Raw genomic sequence first — 19,866 nt, 5'->3', positions numbered from 1 at the left:
AACAGCCTGGACCGCAATACACCAGGCTGGCAAATTGCTGACTCCATTTTTCAGACGGATGCGCAGTGGAAAAGCGGCAATCTGGCGTTACGCCCTACCACCATTGATGAAAATGGTGCACCGGCCCAATGCCTTTACCCACTTCCAGCGAATCGGCGTGCAGCAGCGCCTGCTGCAGCCAGGCTTTAGCTTCGGCCACCGTTGTCGCCCAATCATCATGACGCGGACGCAGCGCCGCTAGCGCCGCTGACAGCGAGCAACCGGTGCCGTGTGTGTGCCGTGTATTCACGCGTGGCGCACTAAAGCGCTGCCGGCCATCGCGGGTGATTAGCCAATCCGGACTCTCGGCATCGCTGAGATGTCCGCCCTTCATCAGCACCGCTTCGCAGCCAAGATCGAGCAACGCATCACCCTGCTGCAACATGGTTTTTTCATCCTGCGCCATGGTGCGTCCCAGCAGCGCTGCGGCTTCCGGCAGATTCGGGGTGATCAGCGACACCTGCGGCAGCAGCAGTTCGCGTACGCTAGCCACCGCATCCGGCGACAGCAGCGCATCGCCGCTCTTCGCAATCATCACCGTATCCAGCACCACAAACGGCAGGCTGGCGCGTTTCAGCCTTGCGGCTACCACTTCTACAATCGCCGTTTCTGACAGCATGCCGATCTTAGCCGCATCGATGCGCACGTCATCCAACACCGAATCAAGTTGGGCGCCGACGAAATCGGGTTCGATGCGATACACCGACTGCACACCGCAGGTGTTCTGCGCCACCAGCGCAGTAATAACGCTGGTGCCATAGGCGCCCAGTGCGGAGAAGGCTTTGAGGTCGGCCTGAATGCCTGCTCCACCGCTTGGATCGGTGCCGGCAATGGTCAAAGCATTGATGCGTTTCATACTGCCACCTCCAGCGTCCAGAGCGCATCAAGGAAAGCAGCGACAAAACTGCCCGGTCCTTCGACATTGCGCGCCGTCATTTCACCGGCTAGCGACATCACACGACAGGCGGAAGCGACATGCTGCAGGCGATCGCCCGGCAAGCAGCTAAAGGCCGCCACCACTGCCGACAGCGCGCAACCGGTACCGACCACCCGCGTCATCAGCGGGCTGCCGCCGGGGATCGCCAGCGTTTGTCTGCCATCGGTGACGTAATCGACTTCGCCGGTTACCGCAACCACAGTGTCATAATTCTGCGCCAGCTGTTGGGCAGCATTCAGCGCGGCATCAGCCTGATGCAGGCTATCTACGCCGCGTCCGCCCGTTGCCTGATTAGCCAGGGTGAGAATTTCTGAAGCGTTACCTCGAATCGCCGCCGGATGCAGGCCAAGTAGCTGCTGACAAAATTCGGTGCGCAGCGATAAGGCGCCTACCGCGACCGGATCCAGCGTCCATGGCGTGCCCGCTTTTTGCGCTGCCTGCACCGCCGCTAACATCGCATCACGACGATCGCGCGTTAACGTACCGACGTTAATCAATAACGCATCGGCAAAGCCAGCGAATTGCGCCGCTTCTTGCGTATCAATCACCATCGCGGGTGAGGCATGCAGCGCCAGCAGCACGTTGGCAGTAAAGGTTTGCACTACGTCGTTGGTCATGCAGTGCACCAGCGGCGCTTGTTGACGTAGCAATTGTAAAGATTGCGCGAGTTGCGCGGAGGAAAGAGGGTCAGGCTGTTTCATAAAGCTCCCAACCGGCGATCAAGAAGGCGAATGCGGTCAGGCATCTGACTTCCCTACGCTGGCATTATCCAGATCAGGTCAGCGGGTGTATCTCAGCCCTGTATTAGAGGGGCACCCCGAGTCAAAACAACGATTCGAGCATAGGGAAGTCAGTAGGTGAAAGCAAGCAAACGCCTTCATTCCTGAATCCCGCTCGCGAAGTGACAAATTACACCTTCGTGTAACGTATTGATTAAAGCCCTTAAAACGGGCTCTTTTTGCGCGCCACGTCATACTTTGTAATAAATTACATTGATAATTCGCGTCGCGAAAAATAGCATCCTCGCAACTCGTTTCATGATGAAACAGTACGGAAATATTTATTATTAATGGAAGCATCAAGGAGGATTTGCTATGCGCAGGATTTTACGCGCGCCGCTCACTGCAGCAGTGATTACGGCTCTGTTTGCCGGTGTTTTTGTTCCCACTTTCCCCACTCAAGCCAGCGGTTTCATTGACGATTCATCTCTCACTGGAAACATCTTCTACTGGCAACGTCAGCGCGATCGTAAAGAGATGGACGCGCAAAAAGGTAATTACGGTCAATATGATGCCAACCTGCATCACGCTTCTGCCAACGCCAATCTCGGTTTCTCATCCGGTTATGCGGGTGATGTAATTGGACTCGATCTGGCGGCTTTTGGTGCGCTGGAACTGAGTCATGGCGGGCCCGCTGCACCGAACGAAATTGGCTTTAGCAACGCCCGCACGCGCTGGGATGAGGACTGGAGCGGAGATAAGAGTGGCTTAAGTCTTTATAAGGCCGCGCTCAAAGCGAAATGGCAGGAAAACTGGCTACGCGCAGGTTATCTGCAACCCAGCGGACAGACCTTACTGGCACCACACTGGAGCTTCCTGCCCGGAACCTATCGCGGTGTTGAAGCCGGCACCACCTTTGATTTTAGCGATGCGGGCGCCCTTTCCCTCGCATGGATGTGGACCGACGAGTACAAAGCGCCGTGGTATCGCGACATGTATAACTTCCGCAAAGCCGATGGCGTGACGGAAATCCCCTGGCTGCAATCCTTCGGTGCCAAATATGATTTTAAGAACCATCTGGTACTGGAAGGCGCTTACGGTCAAGCGGCAGATTACATGGATCAGTATTTTGCCAAAGCGTCTTATCAGCTGCCGCTCGCCAATGGGCCGCTGCGCACCAGCTATCAGTTTTATGGCGCGAAGGACCGCGACAACAGCGGCGCGGGGGCTGTAAACGATGTTTATGATGGCCTCGCCTGGCTGCAGGCGCTGACTTTCGGCTACACGCTAGGCGCATTTGATTTCCGCCTCGAAGGCACCTGGGTAAAAGCCGAGGGCAACCAGGGATTCTTCCTGCAACGTATGACGCCTTCTTATGCCAGCTCCAATGGTCGCCTCGATGTATGGTGGGATTCCCGCTCCGACTGGAACGCCAACGGCGAGAAAGCGCTGTTTGCTGGCGTAATGGTAGATCTGGGGCACTGGCAATTGCCGGGCTGGCAGGTCGGCACTTCTTACGCATACGGTTGGGATGCAAAACCGTCCACCAATCCGGTTTACGATCAAAGTCAGCGCCTGAAAGAGTCAGCGTGGAATCTCGATCTGGTTTACACCATCCAGCAAGGGCGCGCCAAAGACACCCAATTCAAACTGCACTACACCCGCTACGACAATCACAGCGATCTCCCCAGCTATAGCGGTGGTTACGGCAACATCTTCCAGGATGAGAAAGACATCAAATTTATGGTTATTGCGCCATTTACCCTGTTTTGACCCCTACCTGGCAGGAGCCAGAGACATTCATTCGAGGAGAAGGATATCAATATGAAAAAACTAAAAATGAGTTTGCTTGCGTTGGCCGTGACCAGCGTTGCGGCCTGCAGCTCGTCCCCACACAGTAATCAACAGATTGTTGACCAGATCAGCCAGTTCGGCGTGCAATATCAGGTAACTGATAATCAGGCGGCCGATCACGGCATCAATTGCGCGAAGCTCGGTGCCGATTGGGCATCCTGTAATACCGCGACCATTACCCTTACTAATAACGGCCCGGCGCTCACCAGTAAAAACTGGGCGATCTACATGAGCAACGTGCACGAAACGCTGCGGGTCGATAACGATCAATTCAAAATGACGCACATTGTTGGTGATCTGACCCGACTGGAGCCGACGGAGAAATTCAAAGGCATTGCGGCCGGTGAGTCAATTGAGATCCCAATCGTCAATGAGTATTGGCAGCTGTTTATCACTGACGTCATGCCGCGTTGGTACGTCACCGCAGCTGATGCTACCCCGAAAATTATCTCCAGCACCGACACTGAGAATCTGAACGATTTCGTCAAACCGTTCGGCAACCAGTGGAAGCGCATCGCCGACGACAAAAACGTGCTCATGCTGCCGCAAAGCCGCTTCGCGAAGAATGCTGATGTACAGCAACTTCCCGCGAGTGCACTGCGCGGACAAATCACGCCAACACCGCGTACGGTAAAAGTTCATGCGGCCGATGTTGATCTAAGTCGTGGCGTTGCACTGCATTTAGAGGCTTTGTCGGGCAACCAAGCCGATGCGGTTAGACAGCGCTTTGATTTATTGAATATCAAACAACACTCGAGCGGCTATGCCGTCCATACGCGCGTGGCAACCAACCATTTTCATGATGCAGATGCCGTTTCCGGCGCCTATGAATTACGCATCACTCCGCGCGGCACGGATATCGTGGGTTATGACCAGGCGGGCGTGTATTACGGTTTAATGTCTTTACTGTCACTGGTTCCTGCCGAAGGTAAACCGATCATCGCTACGCTGGATGCGCAGGATGCGCCACGCTTTGCCTATCGCGGCGCTTTCCTTGATGTGGCCCGTAATTTCCACAGCAAACAAGCGGTGTTGCGCATGCTCGATCAGATGGCCGCCTGGAAGATGAACAAATTCCACTTCCACCTGACCGATGACGAAGCCTGGCGCATTGAAATTCCAGGGTTACCGCAGCTGACCGATGTCGGTAGCAAGCGCTGCCACGATCTTACCGAGCAGCAATGCCTGCTGCCGCAGTTAGGCTCGGGGCCATTCAGTGATAACAACGGCAGCGGACACTTTAGCCGTGCGGATTATATTGAGATCGTCAAATACGCTCAGGCGCGCAACATCGAAGTCATTCCTGAGATCGATATGCCAGCGCATGCTCGCGCCGCCGTGATTTCAATGGAAGCACGCTACCAACAATTAATGAAAGCGGGTAAACCGCAACAGGCCAACGAATATCGTTTAGTGGATCCAACTGACACCTCTAATACCCGCTCGGTGCAGCTTTACGATCGTACCAGCTACCTCAACCCTTGCCTCGACTCCTCAAAACGCTTTGTCAATAAAGTGATTAGTGAAGTACAGGCAATGCATCGCGAAGCCGGCCAGCCGTTGAGCACCTGGCATTTTGGCGGTGATGAAGCGAAAAATATCCGCCTGGGTGCGGGTTACAGCGACATAAAATCCCCGAAAGCGGGAACGGGGATTTTGGACCAAAGCAAAGAGGACAAGCCCTGGGCAAAATCTCAGGTCTGCCAGGCGGTGGTGAAATCCGGCAAGGTGGAAGATCTGGAACACTTACCCAGCCATTTTGCACTGGAAGTCAGCAAGATGGTTAAGGCACACGGCATTCCGGTCATGCAGGCCTGGCAGGATGGATTAAAAGATGCTGCCAATGCCCACGCCTTTGCAACTTCACGCGTACGGGTGAACTTCTGGGACACGCTTTACTGGGGTGGTTTCGACACCGCTAATGACTGGACGATGAAAGATTACGAAGTGGTGATCTCCAATCCGGATTACGTCTACATGGATTTCCCGTATGAAGTGAATCCGCAGGAGCGCGGCTACTACTGGGGGACGCGATTTAGCGATGAGCGCAAGATGTTTGGCTTCGCGCCAGATAATCTGCCGCAAAATGCTGAAACCTCTGTCGACCGCGATGGTAACACCTTCGATGCCACCTCAACGAAACCCTGGTCGGGCGCATATGGTATTTCAGTACATCTGTGGAGCGAAACAACGCGTACCGATCAGCAAATGGATTACATGGTGTTCCCACGCCTGCTGTCGGTTGCCGAACGCGGCTGGCATCGTGCTGAATGGGAGCTGGATTACCAGCAGGGACGTACTTTTAAAGGTGGCGAAACCCACTTCGTTAACCAACAACAACGTAATCAGGATTGGCAGCGTTTCGCCAATCTGTTAGGCCAGCGTGAGTTAGCCAAAATGGACAAAACTGGCATCCACTATCGTTTACCGGTGCCCGGTGCACGAGTAGAAAATGGCGTTCTGACCATGAACATTGCCCTGCCGGGTCTGCCGCTGGAGTACAGTCTGGATAACGGTAACCGCTGGCAGCGTTATCAATCTCATGCCAAACCGGCGATTACTGCGGCAGATAAAGTTTGGGTGCGCAGTGTAAGCCCGGATGGTAAACGTTTCAGCCGCGCCGAACAGCTGTAAAAACGATGCTCCTGCGGGAATGCAGGCGCAATGACTGACAAGGATGTCGATGAAAAACTCATCTATTGCTTTTTATTTGGTTGCACTGGGCGCTGGCTTAAGCGGTGCCCTGTTCATTCCCACACTTAGTTTATTTCTCGCCACAGAACTCAAGGTGGCAACCTGGCAGATTGGTGCCTTCTACAGCGTCAATGCGCTGAGCAGTATTGTTATTAGTCTGCTAATTGCACGCTATTCCGATCGTCTGGCGCAGCGTCGGCCACTGTTGCTATTTTGCTTACTCTCGCTGGCGCTTAATTCATTACTGTTTATCTTCTGCCGTAATTATTTATTATTAATTACGCTCGGTTCCTTACTGAGTGCTTGTGGTAGCGCAGCGGTACCACAGCTCTTTGCCTTAGCACGTCAGTCCCGTAGTGATAATGGATTTAGCGCCATCCTGCGTGCGCAATTTTCATTGGCCTGGGTATTTGGTCCGCCGCTGGCATTCTGGATTATTCAGCTGGCCGGTTTTGCCTGGCTTTATGTGATCATGTCATTGCTGTTGTTGAGCGTAACCTTGCTGGCCCTCACCTTACCGCCCGGCAAGCAGCAGGCCAATCCTGCACCTGTGACTCAGTTGCACCAACAACCGCTGGGCCACAATCTCACCTTTCTGATGCTCGCTACCTTGCTGGTCTGGAGTTGCAGCTCACTGTATCTGATTGCTTTTCCATTGTATCTGGCACAACAAAGCACGCTTTCAAGCGACTGGACCGGCCTGATGTTTGGCGTCGCCGCGGCGCTGGAAATTCCGATCATGCTGCTCAGTGCGAGAATGCTTAAGCGCTGGAATAAGAAGTTGCAAATGCAGGCCGCCATGCTGTGCGGCATTATCTTTTATGCAGGAATATTCTTCAGCAATGGATTTATCCCGCTGGTATTACTGCAAATTTTCAATGCCATTTTTATCGCCATTATCGCCACCGTTGGATTATTTTGGTTTCAGGACTTACTGCAAAATCGTCAAGGTATGGCGGCTACGCTCTATACCAATTCGATGTCCATCGGCGTGTTGATTGCTGGCGTTTTACAGGGAACTCTCACCGCAGTATCGCCGCTGGCTATTTGGCCAGCGGCCTGCGTGCTGTTGGTGATGTCATTACTACTGATAACAAAGGTCGAAAATGTCTGAAATTGATTATTCGTCGTGCATCGCTGCGCGCATCAAAACACATGGAGTGTACATTAATGAATGTCTTAATTACCGGCGGCGCGGGCTATATTGGGTCGCACATTGCACTTAGCCTGCTGCAGAAAAATCATCATGTCATCGTGCTGGATAATTTGTGTAATAGCTCGCCACTCGCTTTGCAGCGCGTGGAAGCATTAAGCGGAAAAAAGCTTAACTTCCTTCAGGGTGATATCCGTCGCCGCTCTGATTTAAACCTGGTTTTCAGTAGCCAACCCATTGATGCAGTAATCCATATGGCCGGACTTAAATCGGTTAATGAATCACTGCAAAAGCCGGTTAAGTATTACCAAAATAATATCGCCGGGACATTAATGCTGTTAGAGATGATGAAACAGCATAGCGTTAAAAAGCTCATTTTCAGCTCTTCTGCCACCGTATATGGCATTCCGGTAAAAATTCCCTTATGTGAAGGCTGCGACACCGGCAACACCACCAATCCTTATGGTGCCTCCAAATATATGGTTGAGAAAATTATGGCTGAAGTCGCTGATGCGCAACCCGAATTAGCCATTACCGCCCTACGTTATTTTAATCCGGCGGGCGCGCATCCCTCTGGCCAGATTGGCGAACATCCCGAAGGTATTCCCAATAACTTGCTGCCCTATCTGTTTCAGGTGGCCAATGGCCTGCGCAGCCATTTACCGGTATTTGGTGACGACTATGCCACGCCAGACGGTACCGGCGTGCGTGATTACATCCACGTGATGGATTTAGCTGAAGGGCATATTCAGGCGTTGAATCGGTTACAGCCGGGCTATCGTCACTACAACCTCGGTACCGGACAAGGCTACTCGGTACTGGAAATCGTACGTATGTTTGAGCAGGTCAGCGGTCGACAAGTACCTCTCGATATGCGCGCGCGCCGTCCCGGCGATGTCGCCATCTGTTTATCCGATCCTGGCCAGGCAAGAAAAGAGCTGGGCTGGCAGGCAACGCGCGATCTTGAAGCCATGCTGCGGGATGCATGGCGCTGGCATACGCAAAATCCTCAAGGTTACGTCACGCAGAATGCAGGGAGCGTAATCGCATGACCATGACCAGTGAACATTTTTTATATCACTATGAGCGCCAGCTGCGCGCGTTAAAACAGTGCTTTACCGCACCTGCCACTGTGGACTGGCTGGAAACGCTTCACCATTTTAAGCAGTGGCGGCAGCAGCAGCCACATGAGATTGGCGTTTCCGATCTTTCTTCGATGTTTGCAGTGCCCACCAGTCGGCTGACTGGCAAAGAGTGTACGCTGCATCGCGTTTGGCTTGGCGGAGCCACACCCGCAAATGTGAATCTGACCATCGCGCAATGGCAGAGCGCCATCGAAGCCAGCCATAGTCAGTTTCAGCAAACGCTGTGGGTTTGGGATGAGCAGCAGCTAGCGGCGGAAGCACGCTTTGTGCTGCAGCAAGATAGCGATGAGCTGCAGCTAGGCATCCTGTTTCTGCCCGATGCTCTGATCAGGGTGAATAGCCTGAGTAGGTTAATGCAGAGCTTTGATATCGCACTTAACAACGTCTTGCAGCAATTGCACGACAAGCGCTATTACGCCACGTTATCCGATTTCTTCCGGTTGGCGATTTTGAATCAGTGCGGTGGCGTATATCTGGATGCCGATACCCTTCCCGCGCAGCCTGCAACGCTGTTTTTGTGTCATCCAGAGCTGCCCGATTTTCCAGCAGAAACGCAGCAACACGTCAACTGGATGAATTTGTTTACCGATGAAACCGGCATGATAATCAGCCATCAAAATAGTGCGGCTCTGTTGCAACTGCAGCAGCAGCTCAGTGCGGTTTATCGCGGCTGGCCACAACCCATACCGGAGAAAACACCCGCAACTGAACGCGCGATTTTCGAACCTTTCTATCAGTTATGGTGTGAGCAGCTGCAGGTGACGCAGCTTAGCCATCAGGATTTCAGCCGCTGTTACGCAGTCCTTGGCTTTGATGTGCCGCAACAACGCGTTTGTGGTATCAAAGGCATGCGTTTGCAGGAAGATATTCTGAGTGGCGAGCGACGCCCACTCAGCGTAGAGGAACAGCAGCACTATCAGCACACGCTGGCACAACTCACGCTGCGCGATTGGCAGCTCAGCCATCCTCTGCAGCTTGATGAGTTTGCGCCATTGTTTGCTGAACAGGATATTCTGCAAATTGCTTATGCACCGCAGTTGCGCGCCGAAATTCCTTACTATCACTATTACGGCGTACTTTCACAGGATGCGGCACTGGATAGAGTTAACGCACTATTTAGCGACTATTTAATTTGCCGTCGTGATAGGGAAATTAAAGCCGGTAATTTCTGGCAACCCGTCGGTGAATGTAAAAAATTACCGCTTTGCTTTAAACCTGGCGCGATTTCTGATGAGCGTGAACAGCGCACGATGGCGAAGCTGATTTTTAGCACCAGTTATCTTGAGTACTGTTCGGTTGATAACGTTTACTCTTCAGACATTATTAGCCTACAGCTGCGACAAAATATCCTTCCTTTCCTTGAACAGATTTCCGTTATCACCGATGTGCAAGGAAAGATATTCGGTTTTATCAATGCTGCGTCGGTGCGGGAATACGACCACATCAACGTCGAGTATGGCTATCGCCAGGAGGTACTGCCGCTCGATGAGGCTTACGATACGTTCGTGAATCAGCACAGTCGCCCGGAGGATTACTTTGTTTGTAGCGTGGCGCTATTACCAGAGCAGCAGGGAAAAGGCTATTTCAATCAAGTGTTATCGCGGATGACGGAACAGGCTAAACAGCAAAAATTGCGACGCATTACCTTATGCGTCTGGCAATCCAACCCGGCATCCATGATCTACCGCAAAAAAGGCTTCGAGGTTGTCGCCTCGATGAAACAGCAAGTTAAGCGATTCAATGACGAACTGCTGTTTATGGCACTGATGTTATAGCTGTTTTACATCAATTATTGTGGCGGGGAAATAATAAATTTCCCGCTCTCTAATTAACTCATCGATTAAGTTAGCGCTAAGTCAGTGCTAGCACCGTGCAGATTGATGCATATCAAAATATACATCGTTCAGAAACGGCTTAATGGCTCTCCGGATTTGAAGAGAAACTCCGCCCACTCCATTCCGGCAGCGATAATGAAATTAAAATTCTTCAGCTTTATTCCGCATGCACACAAATGGCACGATATTCAAATATCCCGCAAAGGCGCGATGTCACCGTCTGGCCGCCACTATTTTTCCACGCACGTTACAGCACAGTGTAAAACCTGTGGTGAACGGCTGCATAAAGTCTATTACCGCGATATAAGCGATGCCGAAGCCAAACGCTGGTTAGGCTAAGGCCGTATAAAAATAAAAAAAAGCCCCGCAACACAGGTTGCAGGGCAGTTGCGTGGCTATCGCAAAAACTTATTCAGCCGGTTTGGTACGAATCAGATAATCGAAGGCGCTGAGTGAGGCTTTTGCGCCTTCACCGCTGGCGATGATGATCTGCTTGTACGGCACCGTGGTGCAGTCGCCGGCAGCGAACACGCCTTTCAGGCTGGTTTCGCACTTGGCATCAATGATGATTTCGCCCATTTTAGTGCGCTCAACCGCACCTTCCAGCCAGGTGGTATTCGGCAGCAAACCGATCTGCACGAAGATGCCGCTCAGCGCGATTTCGTGGCTGGTTTGGTTATTGCGATCGATGTAGGTCAGACTGGTGACTTTGCTGCCGTCGCCTTTCACTTCGGTGGTCTGCGCGTTCAGAATCACATCAACGTTTTTCAGGCTGCGCAGTTTGTCCTGCAGCACTTTGTCGGCGCGCATTTCGCTGGCAAATTCCAGCAAGGTGACGTGCTCAACCAGACCGGCCAGATCGATAGCGGCTTCAACGCCTGAGTTACCACCGCCGATCACCGCAGTGCGTTTGCCTTTAAACAGCGGACCGTCGCAGTGCGGGCAGTAGGTGACGCCCTTGGTGCGATACTGCTCTTCGCCCGGTACACCCATGTTGCGCCAGCGTGCACCGGTGGCAATGATGATGCTGCGTGATTTCAGCACTGCGCCGGAGGCGGTTTCAATCGCATGCAGACCGCCCTCTTTCGCCGCAGGAATCAGCTTAATGGCACTCTGGGTATCAATCACATCCACGTCATAATCATCAACGTGGGCACGCAGAGAACCGGCCAGCTTAGCGCCTTCAGTTTTCGGTACTGAGATGTAGTTTTCAATGTCGACGGTGTCCAGCACCTGGCCACCAAAGCGTTCGCCCATCAGGCCAGTGCGGATGCCTTTACGCGCCGAGTAGATTGCCGCTGCCGCGCCCGCCGGGCCGCTGCCAACGATCAGCACTTCATAGGCATCACGTTTGTTCAGCTCTTCCGCCGCGCGTTTATCCGCGTTGGTATCCACTTTACCGACGATCTCCGCCAGGCTCAGACGGCCCTGACCAAACTCTTTGCCGTTAAGGAATACCGCTGGCACGCCCATCACGTTGCGTTCGGTGATTTCGTTCTGGAACATACCGCCGTCAATCGCGGTGTGGCTGATACGCGGATTGAGTACCGCCATCAGGTTCAGCGCCTGCACCACGTCAGGACAGTTGTGGCACGACAGTGAATAATAGGTTTCGAAATGGAAGTCGCCTTCCAGCGCCACCACCTGATCCAGCAGGCTCTGCGCTTCTTTCGAAGGGTGTCCACCGGTTTGCAGCAAGGCTAAAACCAGTGAAGTGAATTCGTGGCCCATTGGCGAACCGGCAAATCGCGGGCCGCTATTAGCGCCTGGGTTGGTGATCAGGAATGAGGGCTTACGTACCGGACGATCGTTCTCTTCACGGAAGCTGACTTTATCTGACAAGCTCGCGATATCGGCCAGCAGAGTACGGATCTCTGCCGATTTAGCGCCATCATCCAATGTGGCAATCAACTCAACCGGTTTCGTTAGTTTCTCAAGGTAAGCCTTGAGTTGGGTTTTTAAATTGGTGTCGAGCATAGTGAGTTCCTGTCATGAAAATCGGGTGCCGTAGCACCCGATTGAGAAAGATCGAATGGCAGCTAACTTAGATTTTGCCAACCAGGTCCAGTGATGGAGCCAGCGTTGCTTCGCCTTCTTTCCATTTAGCCGGGCAAACTTCGCCTGGGTGAGAAGCAACGTACTGGGCTGCTTTCACTTTACGGATCAGGTCAGATGCGTCACGGCCAATGCCTTCGGCAGTGATTTCGATCGCCTGGATGATGCCTTCCGGATCAACGATGAAGGTACCACGGTCTGCCAGGCCTTCGTCTTCACGCATGATTTCGAAGTTGCGGGTCAGCGCGCCAGTTGGGTCACCGATCATCGCATATTTGATTTTTGCGATGGTGTCAGAAGAACCGTGCCAGGCTTTGTGGGTAAAGTGCGTGTCGGTAGAAACAGAGTAGATATCTACACCCAGTTTCTGGAATTCTTCGTGATGGTCTGCAACGTCACCCAATTCGGTTGGGCATACGAAGGTGAAGTCAGCCGGGTAGAAGAAGAAAACACTCCATTTACCTTCAACGTCTTTCTCGGTGACTTCGATGAATTCGCCGTTTTTGAACGCTGCGTTTTTAAATGGTTTGATCTTGGTATTAATGATGGACATGGTGACCTCCGTTAAAAGATGTGATGCAAGTTACAGAATTTTCGGGCCAACTTCTAATATGCAGACGTTATCAATCAGATAACCAAAAGCTATCAAAGCGCCGACGCCAGATTTCATGCGGCTCGCGCGGGCATTCTACACAAAAAAGCCGTTGTTCTGACAGGCTTTATCTTTTCGGCGTGAAACTGCTACTTTTGACTGATGGCTTAATCATTAGCTGGTCGCCATGAATGGCGGCCCTACAATTGACCCGTGGGGATTTCGTAGGGGGTGCATTTTTGCGCACCTGCAAATTCCCGGGAATGGAGTTGTTGAGTGCAAATACGTTTTTTTGACGAAGCCGATCGGCCTTTTCTGCGCACGCTGTATCTTGCCGCGCGTCGCCATAACTGGACCTGGCTGGCTGGCGATGATTGGCAATTAGAAGATTTCGATGCGGTGATTTTGGGTGAAACCGTGCTGGTTGCCGAACTGGACGGGCATCGCGTGGGGTTTGCGGCCGTGCTGGATAACGACAACTTTCTGCATAGCCTGTATGTCGATCCGGCTGCGCAAGGGCAAGGCGTTGGCAGCGCGCTGCTGGAAAAGGTTCAAGCACGTTTCACCTCCACCGGCGCGTTGAAATGCTTGCAACAAAATCAGGCGGCGCTGGATTTTTACCTCAAACATGGTTGGCGACGTGAAGCGGTTGGCGAGGGCGAGCAGGGAAAATATGTGCTGATGCATTTTCCGCTGGCGACACGCGCCAGCGGAAAGGGACGACGTTAAACGGCGCGGAAAGCGATATCGCCCGGGATAATTTCACCCTGCCAGTAGAGCTGTGCCGCGACGCGGCCCGCCAGTTGGCGATAGAGCGCGGTAAAATCACTGTCTGGACGGCGCACCACGGTCGGTTCGCCATCATCCAGATCTTCACGCAGCGTCATGTGCAGCGGCAGCTGCGCCAACAAGCGGGTGTTATAATCTTCCACCAGCTTCTGCGCGCCGCCGGTGCCGAAAATCGGCTCGTGGTGGCCGCATTGGCTACAGATGTGCATGCTCATGTTCTCCACCACGCCCAATACCGGCACGCTGACTTTCTCGAACATCACCATGCCTTTACGTGCATCAATCAACGCAATGTCCTGCGGCGTCGTCACCACCAATGCGCCGGTCACCGGCACGTTTTGCGCCAGGGTGAGCTGGATATCGCCGGTGCCTGGCGGCATGTCGAGGATTAAATAATCCAGATCCGGCCACATGGTTTCGTTGAGCAGCTGCATCAGCGCTTTGCTGGCCATCGGGCCGCGCCACACCATGGCATTGTCGTCAGTCACCAAATAACCAATCGAGTTGGTTGCCAGGCCGTGCGCCATGATCGGTGCCATGTGCGTGCCGTCCGGCGAAGTGGGCCGCTGATTTTCGGTGCCGAGCATGTTGGGAATTGACGGACCGTAAATATCCGCATCAAGAATGCCTACGCGCGCGCCTTCGGCGATCAGCGCCAGCGCCATATTGACTGCGGTGCTGGATTTACCCACGCCACCTTTGCCTGAACTGACGGCGATGATGTTTTTCACACCGGTCGCGCCCGGATGATTTTTCACCCGCTTCAGCGTGGCAATATCGTGGCGTAGCCGCCAGTCAATGGCGCTGGCTTCGGTCAGACGCAGCAGTTCGGCGCTGGTTTGCGCTTTCAACTCTTCAAAGGCGCTAGCCCAGGCGAACGGCATGATCAGCTCGATGTGCAGCTTGTCATCCAGCAGCGCCACGTGGCGCAAGGCTTTCAGCGTGGTCAGATTGTGTTGCAGCGTCGGATGTTCAAAGTCACTCAGCACGCCGATGACCAGGGCCCGCAGCGCTTCAGGTGAATGATGTTGCTGGGATTGTGAAGTCATCCCTACTCCTTGTTTTTTCATCACGCCAGATTGCGGCGGTGTCTGTTCAATAATATCAGATGGGCGCTAAAAGTGACGCGGATGTCCTGTCATGTTTACGTCAGAGGGTGCTTCGGTTAACATCAATCCCCGATTTTTTACTCACGGAACGCTACGCAATCATGACTCAAGTCGCTAAAAAAATTCTGGTAACGTGCGCACTGCCGTACGCAAACGGTTCTATCCATCTCGGTCACATGCTTGAACACATTCAGGCTGACATTTGGGTCCGTTACCAGCGAATGCGTGGCAATCAGGTTCACTTCATCTGTGCTGACGACGCCCACGGCACGCCAATCATGCTGAAAGCTCAGCAGTTGGGCGTGGCGCCAGAGCAGATGATTGCCGAGATGAAGCAAGAGCACGAAACCGATTTTGCCGGCTTCAACATCGGCTACGACAACTATCACTCGACGCACAGCGATGAGAACCGTCAGCTGTCCGAGCTGATTTACGGTCGTCTGAAAGAGAATGGCTTCATTAAGAACCGCACCATTTCGCAGCTATACGATCCTGAGAAAGGCATGTTCCTGCCGGACCGTTTCGTCAAAGGTACCTGCCCGAAATGTAAATCACCGGATCAGTATGGCGACAACTGCGAAGTGTGCAGCGCGACCTACAGCCCAACGGAGCTGATCGACCCGAAATCGGTGGTTTCTGGCGCCACGCCGGTGCTGCGTGACTCCGAGCACTTCTTCTTCGATCTGCCGTCCTTCAGCGCCATGCTGCAGGCGTGGACGCGCTCAGGCGCGCTGCAAGAGCAGGTTGCTAACAAGATGCAGGAGTGGTTTGAATCGGGTCTGCAACAGTGGGATATCTCCCGCGATGCGCCCTATTTCGGCTTTGAAATTCCTGGCGCGCCGGGCAAATACTTCTATGTCTGGCTGGATGCGCCAATTGGTTACATGGGTTCATTTAAAAACCTGTGCGACCAACGTGGCAATATCGATTTCGACGAGTTCTGGAAGAAAGATTCGACTACCGAGCTGTATCACTTTATCGGTAAAGATATCGTCTATTTCCACAGTCTGTTCTGGCCAGCGATGCTGGAAGGCAGCAACTTCCGCAAGCCAACCAACCTGTTCGTGCACGGTTATGTAACGGTGAACGGCGCGAAGATGTCTAAGTCGCGCGGCACCTTTATTAAAGCCAGCACCTGGTTGCAGCATCTGGATGCCGACAGCCTGCGCTATTACTACGCGGCCAAGCTCTCGTCACGCATCGACGATATCGATCTGAATCTAGAGGATTTCGTGCAGCGTGTGAATGCAGATGTGGTGAACAAAGTGGTTAACCTGGCATCGCGTAACGCGGGCTTCCTGACCAAACGCTTTGGCGGCAAATTGTCTGGCGAACTGGCCGATCCGGCGCTGTATCAGACCTTTGTTGATGCCTCTGAGCGGATTGGCGAAGCCTGGGCCAGTCGCGAATTTAATCGCGCAATCCGTGAAATCATGGCGCTGGCCGATCTGGCTAACCGCTATGTTGATGAGCAAGCACCGTGGGTGGTGGCGAAGCAAGAAGGCCGTGATGCCGATCTGCAAGCAATTTGCTCAATGGGCATCAACCTGTTCCGCGTATTGATGACCTGGCTGAAGCCGGTGCTGCCATCGTTGAGCGAACGTACTGAAGCCTTCCTGCAGAGCGAGCTAAGCTGGGATGCAATTGCCCAGCCGCTGCTGGATCATGACGTGGCACCGTTTAAAGCGCTGTATGGCCGTATCGAGATGAGCAAAGTTGAAGCGCTGATTGAGGCCTCGAAAGAGGACGCGGCGGCGGCAAATAAGCCTGCAGCAACCGGGCCGCTGGCCGATGCGCCAATTGGTGACACCATCACCATTGATGATTTCGCCAAGGTCGATATGCGCGTGGCGTTGATTGAGAAAGCGGAGCTGGTGGAAGGTTCTGACAAGCTGCTGCGTCTGGAGCTGGATGTGGGCGGCGAGAAGCGTCAGATTTTCTCTGGCATTCGCGCGGCCTATCCGGATCCCTCCGTGCTGGTCGGCAAGATGACCATCATCGTCGCCAACCTCGCGCCGCGTAAGATGCGCTTCGGTGTTTCAGAAGGCATGGTGCTGTCTGCAGGCCCGGGCGGCAAAGATCTGTTTGTGCTGTCGGTCGATAGCGGCGCAGTGCCTGGAATGCCGGTGAAGTAAGGCGCTTCTTTTCCCTCACCCTAACCCTCTCCCGCTTGCGGGAGAGGGAACCGTTTTAAGCGAATATTTGATTCAATGCTCCACCTAACCATTCCCTTTCCCGCGCGCGGGAGAGGGAACCGTTTTAAGCGAATATTTGATTCAATGCTCCACCTAACTATTCCCTCTCCCGCGCGCGGGAGAGGGCTAGGGTGAGGGTGCAGGCCGCAACATCAACTGCCGATATACCTCATCCATCACCGCATCAAACTCTTCGAAAATCTGATGATTCCAGAAACGAATCACTCGCCAGCCACAACGCTGTAAAAATGCCGTTCGTTGTTCATCATACATTCGCGCCTGATCATCGTTATGCTGTCCGCCGTCCAGCTCAACAATCAGCAGCCTCTCAATACAGGCAAAATCTACGATATAGCACCCAATCGGATGCTGACGCCGAAACTTCACTCCGCACACATTCCGATTTCGTAAAAAATGCCATAGCCGGTATTCAGCGTCTGGCATTTTTTTACGCAGTTCACGTTGCCGTATAACCGATTTCATCCGCACGCTCTCTTCGCGCGATATTTTGCTTAGCCTACGGCATGTGTTCTGGGTGGAAAGAACGCGATAAAAAAGCTGGAATCTGTATTCCAATGTGATCGCTAGCACGCTAAGCAGTGAATGCGTATGATAAAGCGCTACGAAAACAGGAGCCTGCCATGCCCGCCGTTCTCTCTGCCTGCTGGCGCTATTTGCGCGCCTTCGTCATCATTTATGCGGCGCTGTACGCCGGAATGGGGATTTCTGCCCTGCTCCCGATAACCATTCCCGGCAGCATCATCGGCATGCTGCTGCTGTTCCTGCTGTTGGCGCTACAAATCCTGCCGGTTGACTGGGTGAAGCCCGGCTGTCATTTGCTGATTCGCTATATGGCGCTGCTTTTTGTCCCCATCAGCGTGGGCGTGATGGGTTATACAGATATTCTCACCGCCCAGTTTGGCCCGATCGTGGTGTCCTGCATTGTCAGTACCTTCCTGGTGTTGCTGATTGTCGGTCTAAGCGCAGAACGGATGCAGCGCCCGCAGGAGAAAAACCATGATTGATGCCTGGTGGTCGCTGCCGCTTACCGTTATCGCCTATCTGCTGGCACGCAAGCTGGCGGCGAAAATCAATGTATCCATTGTCAATCCCTTACTGGTGGCGATGGCGATGGTCATTCCGCTTTTGCTAATCACTAACATGCCCTATTCACGCTATTTTGCTGGCAGCAGCCTGCTAAACCAGTTACTGCAACCGGCCGTCGTGGCGTTGGCGCTACCGCTGTATGAGCAGATGCATCAAATTCGCGCCCGCTGGAAAACCATTATCAGTGTCTGCTTCATTGGCAGTATTACCGCGATGGTCTCCGGTACCGCGATTGCGCTGTGGATGGGTGCCACGCCGGAAATCGCCGCCACCATCATGCCGAAATCAGTGACTACGCCCATTGCCATGGCGGTGTCAGGATCGCTACACGGTATTCCGGCCATTAGTGCTATCTGCGTATTGATCGCCGGCGTGCTGGGCGCGGTGTTTGGCCATATGCTGCTTAACCTGCTGCAGGTTAAAAACAAATCCTCACGCGGCCTGGCGATTGGCAACGCTTCGCACGCGTTAGGCACCGCGCGCGCAGCGGAGATCGATTATCAGGAAGGCGCGTTCAGCTCATTGGCTCTGGTGATTTGCGGCATCATTACGTCGTTACTGGCACCGTTCCTTTTCCCGCTATTAATGCATTGGTGGGGCTAAAACTTGCGAGAGATCTCGCAAAGTTGAAACAACCCAATCAGCTTGCATTGTCAGAGCGACTTGGATCACATATAAAACGTCAGGCGGCGCATCGCCGTTCATGCGTAACTGAGGCCAACACATCATGCATTCACGATTCACTACTGCTTTTTCTGCCCTGCCCGCTGCGCTGCAAGCTGCGATTCAACCGCTGCTGGATGCGCCTGATTTTCATGGCGTATTGCGTCCGCAGGATATCGCGCAACTGAAACAGCTGACCAGTCTGGATGATGATGCGTTGGCGCTGGAACTGCTGCCGCTGGCGGCCAGTTGCGCCGTGGCAACCGTGTCTCATTTTAATGTCGGCGCGATTTCGCGTGGCGTCAGCGGCCACTGGTACTTCGGCGCCAACATGGAGTTCCTGCACGCGCCGCTGCAGCAGACGGTGCACGCCGAGCAGAGTGCCATTACGCATGCCTGGCTGCGCGGTGAAGAGAAACTGGCGGCGATTACCGTCAACTACACGCCGTGCGGCCATTGCCGCCAGTTTATGAACGAGCTGAACAGCGGCACGGCGATTCGCATCAGCTTGCCGGGACGCGCCGTTAGCACGCTGGGCGACTATCTGCCGGATGCGTTCGGTCCCGCCGATTTGAACATTACTGAACGTCTGCTGACGCCGGTCAATCACGGTTTTGCTGTGCAGGGTGAGGCGCTGCAGCAGGCGGCGATTAAAGCCGCCAATCACAGTCACGCCCCTTATAGCCTGAGTTACAGCGGCGTAGCGTTGCTGAGCCACAGCGGCAAAACCTTTACCGGCCGCTATGCAGAAAACGCGGCTTTTAACCCAAGCTTGCCGCCACTGCAGGCTGCGCTGATTCTGATGAACATGAGTAACGAAGCGCTCGATACCATTCAGCAAGCAGTACTGGCGGAATGTCAGGACAGCACGCTCAGCCAGTTGGATGCCACGCGTGCCACGCTGGCGGCGTTAGGATGTGAGGATTTCTCACTTACTTTAGTTTCGAAAACATCAGTTTAGTGATCCTTTTACCGCTTTT

The 19,866-nt window shown here is 53.5% G+C and carries 17 protein-coding genes and 1 riboswitch; of the genes, 11 read left to right on the top strand and 6 right to left on the bottom strand.

Translation table 11 applies throughout. The features are described from left to right. Nucleotides 1–94 precede the first annotated feature (94 nt). Nucleotides 95–895, bottom strand: coding sequence for a bifunctional hydroxymethylpyrimidine kinase/phosphomethylpyrimidine kinase (thiD, locus tag AC790_RS16300; RefSeq protein WP_049852443.1), 801 nt, complete (start codon nucleotides 893–895; stop codon nucleotides 95–97). Next, complete coding sequence (gene thiM / locus AC790_RS16295) at nucleotides 892–1,677, bottom strand: hydroxyethylthiazole kinase (RefSeq protein WP_049852442.1); 786 nt, start codon at nucleotides 1,675–1,677, stop codon at nucleotides 892–894. Before thiM ends, thiD begins: the two co-directional genes overlap by 4 nt. A 33-nt stretch (nucleotides 1,678–1,710) precedes the next feature. Then, nucleotides 1,711–1,806, bottom strand: a riboswitch (TPP riboswitch). Nucleotides 1,807–2,070: 264 nt separating this feature from the next. Here thiM and AC790_RS16290 point away from each other — a divergent pair. From AC790_RS16290 to AC790_RS16265, 6 genes are all read left to right on the top strand, one after another. Beyond that, the gene (locus AC790_RS16290; protein ID WP_049852441.1) at nucleotides 2,071–3,468 is read left to right on the top strand and encodes an OprD family outer membrane porin; all 1,398 of its coding nucleotides are present in this window, start codon (nucleotides 2,071–2,073) and stop codon (nucleotides 3,466–3,468) included. Between the two features lie 51 nt (nucleotides 3,469–3,519). Further along, nucleotides 3,520–6,183: a beta-N-acetylhexosaminidase gene (locus AC790_RS16285; protein WP_049852440.1), complete on the top strand. Its 2,664-nt coding sequence runs from the start codon at nucleotides 3,520–3,522 to the stop codon at nucleotides 6,181–6,183. 49 nt (nucleotides 6,184–6,232) lie between these two features. Further along, entirely contained in the window at nucleotides 6,233–7,357 is a 1,125-nt protein-coding gene (locus tag AC790_RS16280) for an MFS transporter (RefSeq protein ID WP_049852439.1), read from the top strand. A gap of 56 nt (nucleotides 7,358–7,413) precedes the next feature. Then, nucleotides 7,414–8,448, top strand: coding sequence for a UDP-glucose 4-epimerase GalE (gene galE / locus AC790_RS16275; RefSeq protein ID WP_049852438.1), 1,035 nt, complete (start codon nucleotides 7,414–7,416; stop codon nucleotides 8,446–8,448). Continuing rightward, nucleotides 8,445–10,316: a GNAT family N-acetyltransferase gene (locus tag AC790_RS16270; protein WP_049852437.1), complete on the top strand. Its 1,872-nt coding sequence runs from the start codon at nucleotides 8,445–8,447 to the stop codon at nucleotides 10,314–10,316. Before galE ends, AC790_RS16270 begins: the two co-directional genes overlap by 4 nt. Nucleotides 10,317–10,511: 195 nt before the next feature. Then, nucleotides 10,512–10,715, top strand: a complete 204-nt coding sequence (locus AC790_RS16265) for a hypothetical protein (RefSeq protein ID WP_049852436.1) — start codon at nucleotides 10,512–10,514, stop codon at nucleotides 10,713–10,715. A 69-nt stretch (nucleotides 10,716–10,784) separates the two neighbouring features. On the opposite strand, the gene ahpF is transcribed toward AC790_RS16265, so the two are convergent. Together ahpF and ahpC are read right to left on the bottom strand one after the other, a co-directional pair. Beyond that, complete coding sequence (gene ahpF / locus AC790_RS16260) at nucleotides 10,785–12,353, bottom strand: alkyl hydroperoxide reductase subunit F (protein ID WP_049852435.1); 1,569 nt, start codon at nucleotides 12,351–12,353, stop codon at nucleotides 10,785–10,787. A 67-nt stretch (nucleotides 12,354–12,420) separates the two neighbouring features. Continuing rightward, entirely contained in the window at nucleotides 12,421–12,984 is a 564-nt protein-coding gene (gene ahpC, locus AC790_RS16255) for an alkyl hydroperoxide reductase subunit C (protein ID WP_007889514.1), read from the bottom strand. Between the two features lie 315 nt (nucleotides 12,985–13,299). Here ahpC and AC790_RS16250 point away from each other — a divergent pair, with 315 nt between their 5' ends. After that, complete coding sequence (locus AC790_RS16250) at nucleotides 13,300–13,752, top strand: GNAT family N-acetyltransferase (protein WP_007889513.1); 453 nt, start codon at nucleotides 13,300–13,302, stop codon at nucleotides 13,750–13,752. Here the strand turns inward: AC790_RS16250 and apbC are convergent. Next, nucleotides 13,749–14,861 (bottom strand): iron-sulfur cluster carrier protein ApbC, encoded by a 1,113-nt coding sequence (gene apbC / locus AC790_RS16245; RefSeq protein WP_007889512.1) that lies wholly within the window; start codon nucleotides 14,859–14,861, stop codon nucleotides 13,749–13,751. The genes AC790_RS16250 and apbC overlap by 4 nt on opposite strands. Before the next feature lie 161 nt (nucleotides 14,862–15,022). On the opposite strand from apbC, the gene metG reads away from it, so the two are divergent. After that, on the top strand, nucleotides 15,023–17,056 hold the full coding sequence (gene metG / locus AC790_RS16240; protein ID WP_007889511.1) for a methionine--tRNA ligase: 2,034 nt from the start codon (nucleotides 15,023–15,025) through the stop codon (nucleotides 17,054–17,056). A 186-nt stretch (nucleotides 17,057–17,242) separates the two neighbouring features. Here the strand turns inward: metG and AC790_RS16235 are convergent, their stop codons facing one another. Beyond that, a complete protein-coding gene (locus AC790_RS16235) occupies nucleotides 17,243–17,599 on the bottom strand; it encodes an endonuclease domain-containing protein (RefSeq protein WP_049852434.1) in 357 nt (118 codons plus the stop codon). 158 nt (nucleotides 17,600–17,757) lie between these two features. Between AC790_RS16235 and AC790_RS16230 the strand changes: the two genes are divergently transcribed. The 3 genes from AC790_RS16230 to cdd all read left to right on the top strand — a co-directional run bounded on the left by AC790_RS16230 (nucleotide 17,758) and on the right by cdd (nucleotide 19,847). Then, complete coding sequence (locus tag AC790_RS16230) at nucleotides 17,758–18,141, top strand: CidA/LrgA family protein (protein ID WP_007889510.1); 384 nt, start codon at nucleotides 17,758–17,760, stop codon at nucleotides 18,139–18,141. Then, nucleotides 18,134–18,826 carry a CidB/LrgB family autolysis modulator gene (locus tag AC790_RS16225; RefSeq protein ID WP_049852433.1) on the top strand — a complete coding sequence of 231 codons (693 nt, stop codon included), beginning with the start codon at nucleotides 18,134–18,136 and terminating at the stop codon, nucleotides 18,824–18,826. The genes AC790_RS16230 and AC790_RS16225 overlap by 8 nt, the downstream gene beginning before the upstream one ends. Before the next feature lie 124 nt (nucleotides 18,827–18,950). Next, on the top strand, nucleotides 18,951–19,847 hold the full coding sequence (gene cdd, locus AC790_RS16220) for a cytidine deaminase (protein ID WP_049852432.1): 897 nt from the start codon (nucleotides 18,951–18,953) through the stop codon (nucleotides 19,845–19,847). Nucleotides 19,848–19,866: the final 19 nt, after the last annotated feature.

Source organism: Pantoea sp. RIT-PI-b (assembly GCF_001187905.1).
Taxonomy (GTDB): Bacteria; Pseudomonadota; Gammaproteobacteria; order Enterobacterales; family Enterobacteriaceae; genus Pantoea; species Pantoea nemavictus.
This window is presented reverse-complemented; position numbering and strand designations above follow the sequence as displayed.

What these genes read in the sequence shown, in the direction of transcription:
- thiM (WP_049852442.1), bottom strand. Translation starts at nt 1,677, where the DNA reads ATGAAACAGCCTGACCCTCTTTCCTCCGCGCAACTCGCGCAATCTTTA.
- ahpC (WP_007889514.1), bottom strand. Translation starts at nt 12,984, where the DNA reads ATGTCCATCATTAATACCAAGATCAAACCATTTAAAAACGCAGCGTTC.
- galE (WP_049852438.1), top strand. Translation starts at nt 7,414, where the DNA reads ATGAATGTCTTAATTACCGGCGGCGCGGGCTATATTGGGTCGCACATT.
- AC790_RS16270 (WP_049852437.1), top strand. Translation starts at nt 8,445, where the DNA reads ATGACCATGACCAGTGAACATTTTTTATATCACTATGAGCGCCAGCTG.
- AC790_RS16225 (WP_049852433.1), top strand. Translation starts at nt 18,134, where the DNA reads ATGATTGATGCCTGGTGGTCGCTGCCGCTTACCGTTATCGCCTATCTG.
- AC790_RS16235 (WP_049852434.1), bottom strand. Translation starts at nt 17,599, where the DNA reads ATGAAATCGGTTATACGGCAACGTGAACTGCGTAAAAAAATGCCAGAC.
- cdd (WP_049852432.1), top strand. Translation starts at nt 18,951, where the DNA reads ATGCATTCACGATTCACTACTGCTTTTTCTGCCCTGCCCGCTGCGCTG.
- apbC (WP_007889512.1), bottom strand. Translation starts at nt 14,861, where the DNA reads ATGACTTCACAATCCCAGCAACATCATTCACCTGAAGCGCTGCGGGCC.
- thiD (WP_049852443.1), bottom strand. Translation starts at nt 895, where the DNA reads ATGAAACGCATCAATGCTTTGACCATTGCCGGCACCGATCCAAGCGGT.
- AC790_RS16265 (WP_049852436.1), top strand. Translation starts at nt 10,512, where the DNA reads ATGAAATTAAAATTCTTCAGCTTTATTCCGCATGCACACAAATGGCAC.
- AC790_RS16285 (WP_049852440.1), top strand. Translation starts at nt 3,520, where the DNA reads ATGAAAAAACTAAAAATGAGTTTGCTTGCGTTGGCCGTGACCAGCGTT.
- AC790_RS16230 (WP_007889510.1), top strand. Translation starts at nt 17,758, where the DNA reads ATGCCCGCCGTTCTCTCTGCCTGCTGGCGCTATTTGCGCGCCTTCGTC.
- AC790_RS16290 (WP_049852441.1), top strand. Translation starts at nt 2,071, where the DNA reads ATGCGCAGGATTTTACGCGCGCCGCTCACTGCAGCAGTGATTACGGCT.
- AC790_RS16280 (WP_049852439.1), top strand. Translation starts at nt 6,233, where the DNA reads ATGAAAAACTCATCTATTGCTTTTTATTTGGTTGCACTGGGCGCTGGC.
- ahpF (WP_049852435.1), bottom strand. Translation starts at nt 12,353, where the DNA reads ATGCTCGACACCAATTTAAAAACCCAACTCAAGGCTTACCTTGAGAAA.
- metG (WP_007889511.1), top strand. Translation starts at nt 15,023, where the DNA reads ATGACTCAAGTCGCTAAAAAAATTCTGGTAACGTGCGCACTGCCGTAC.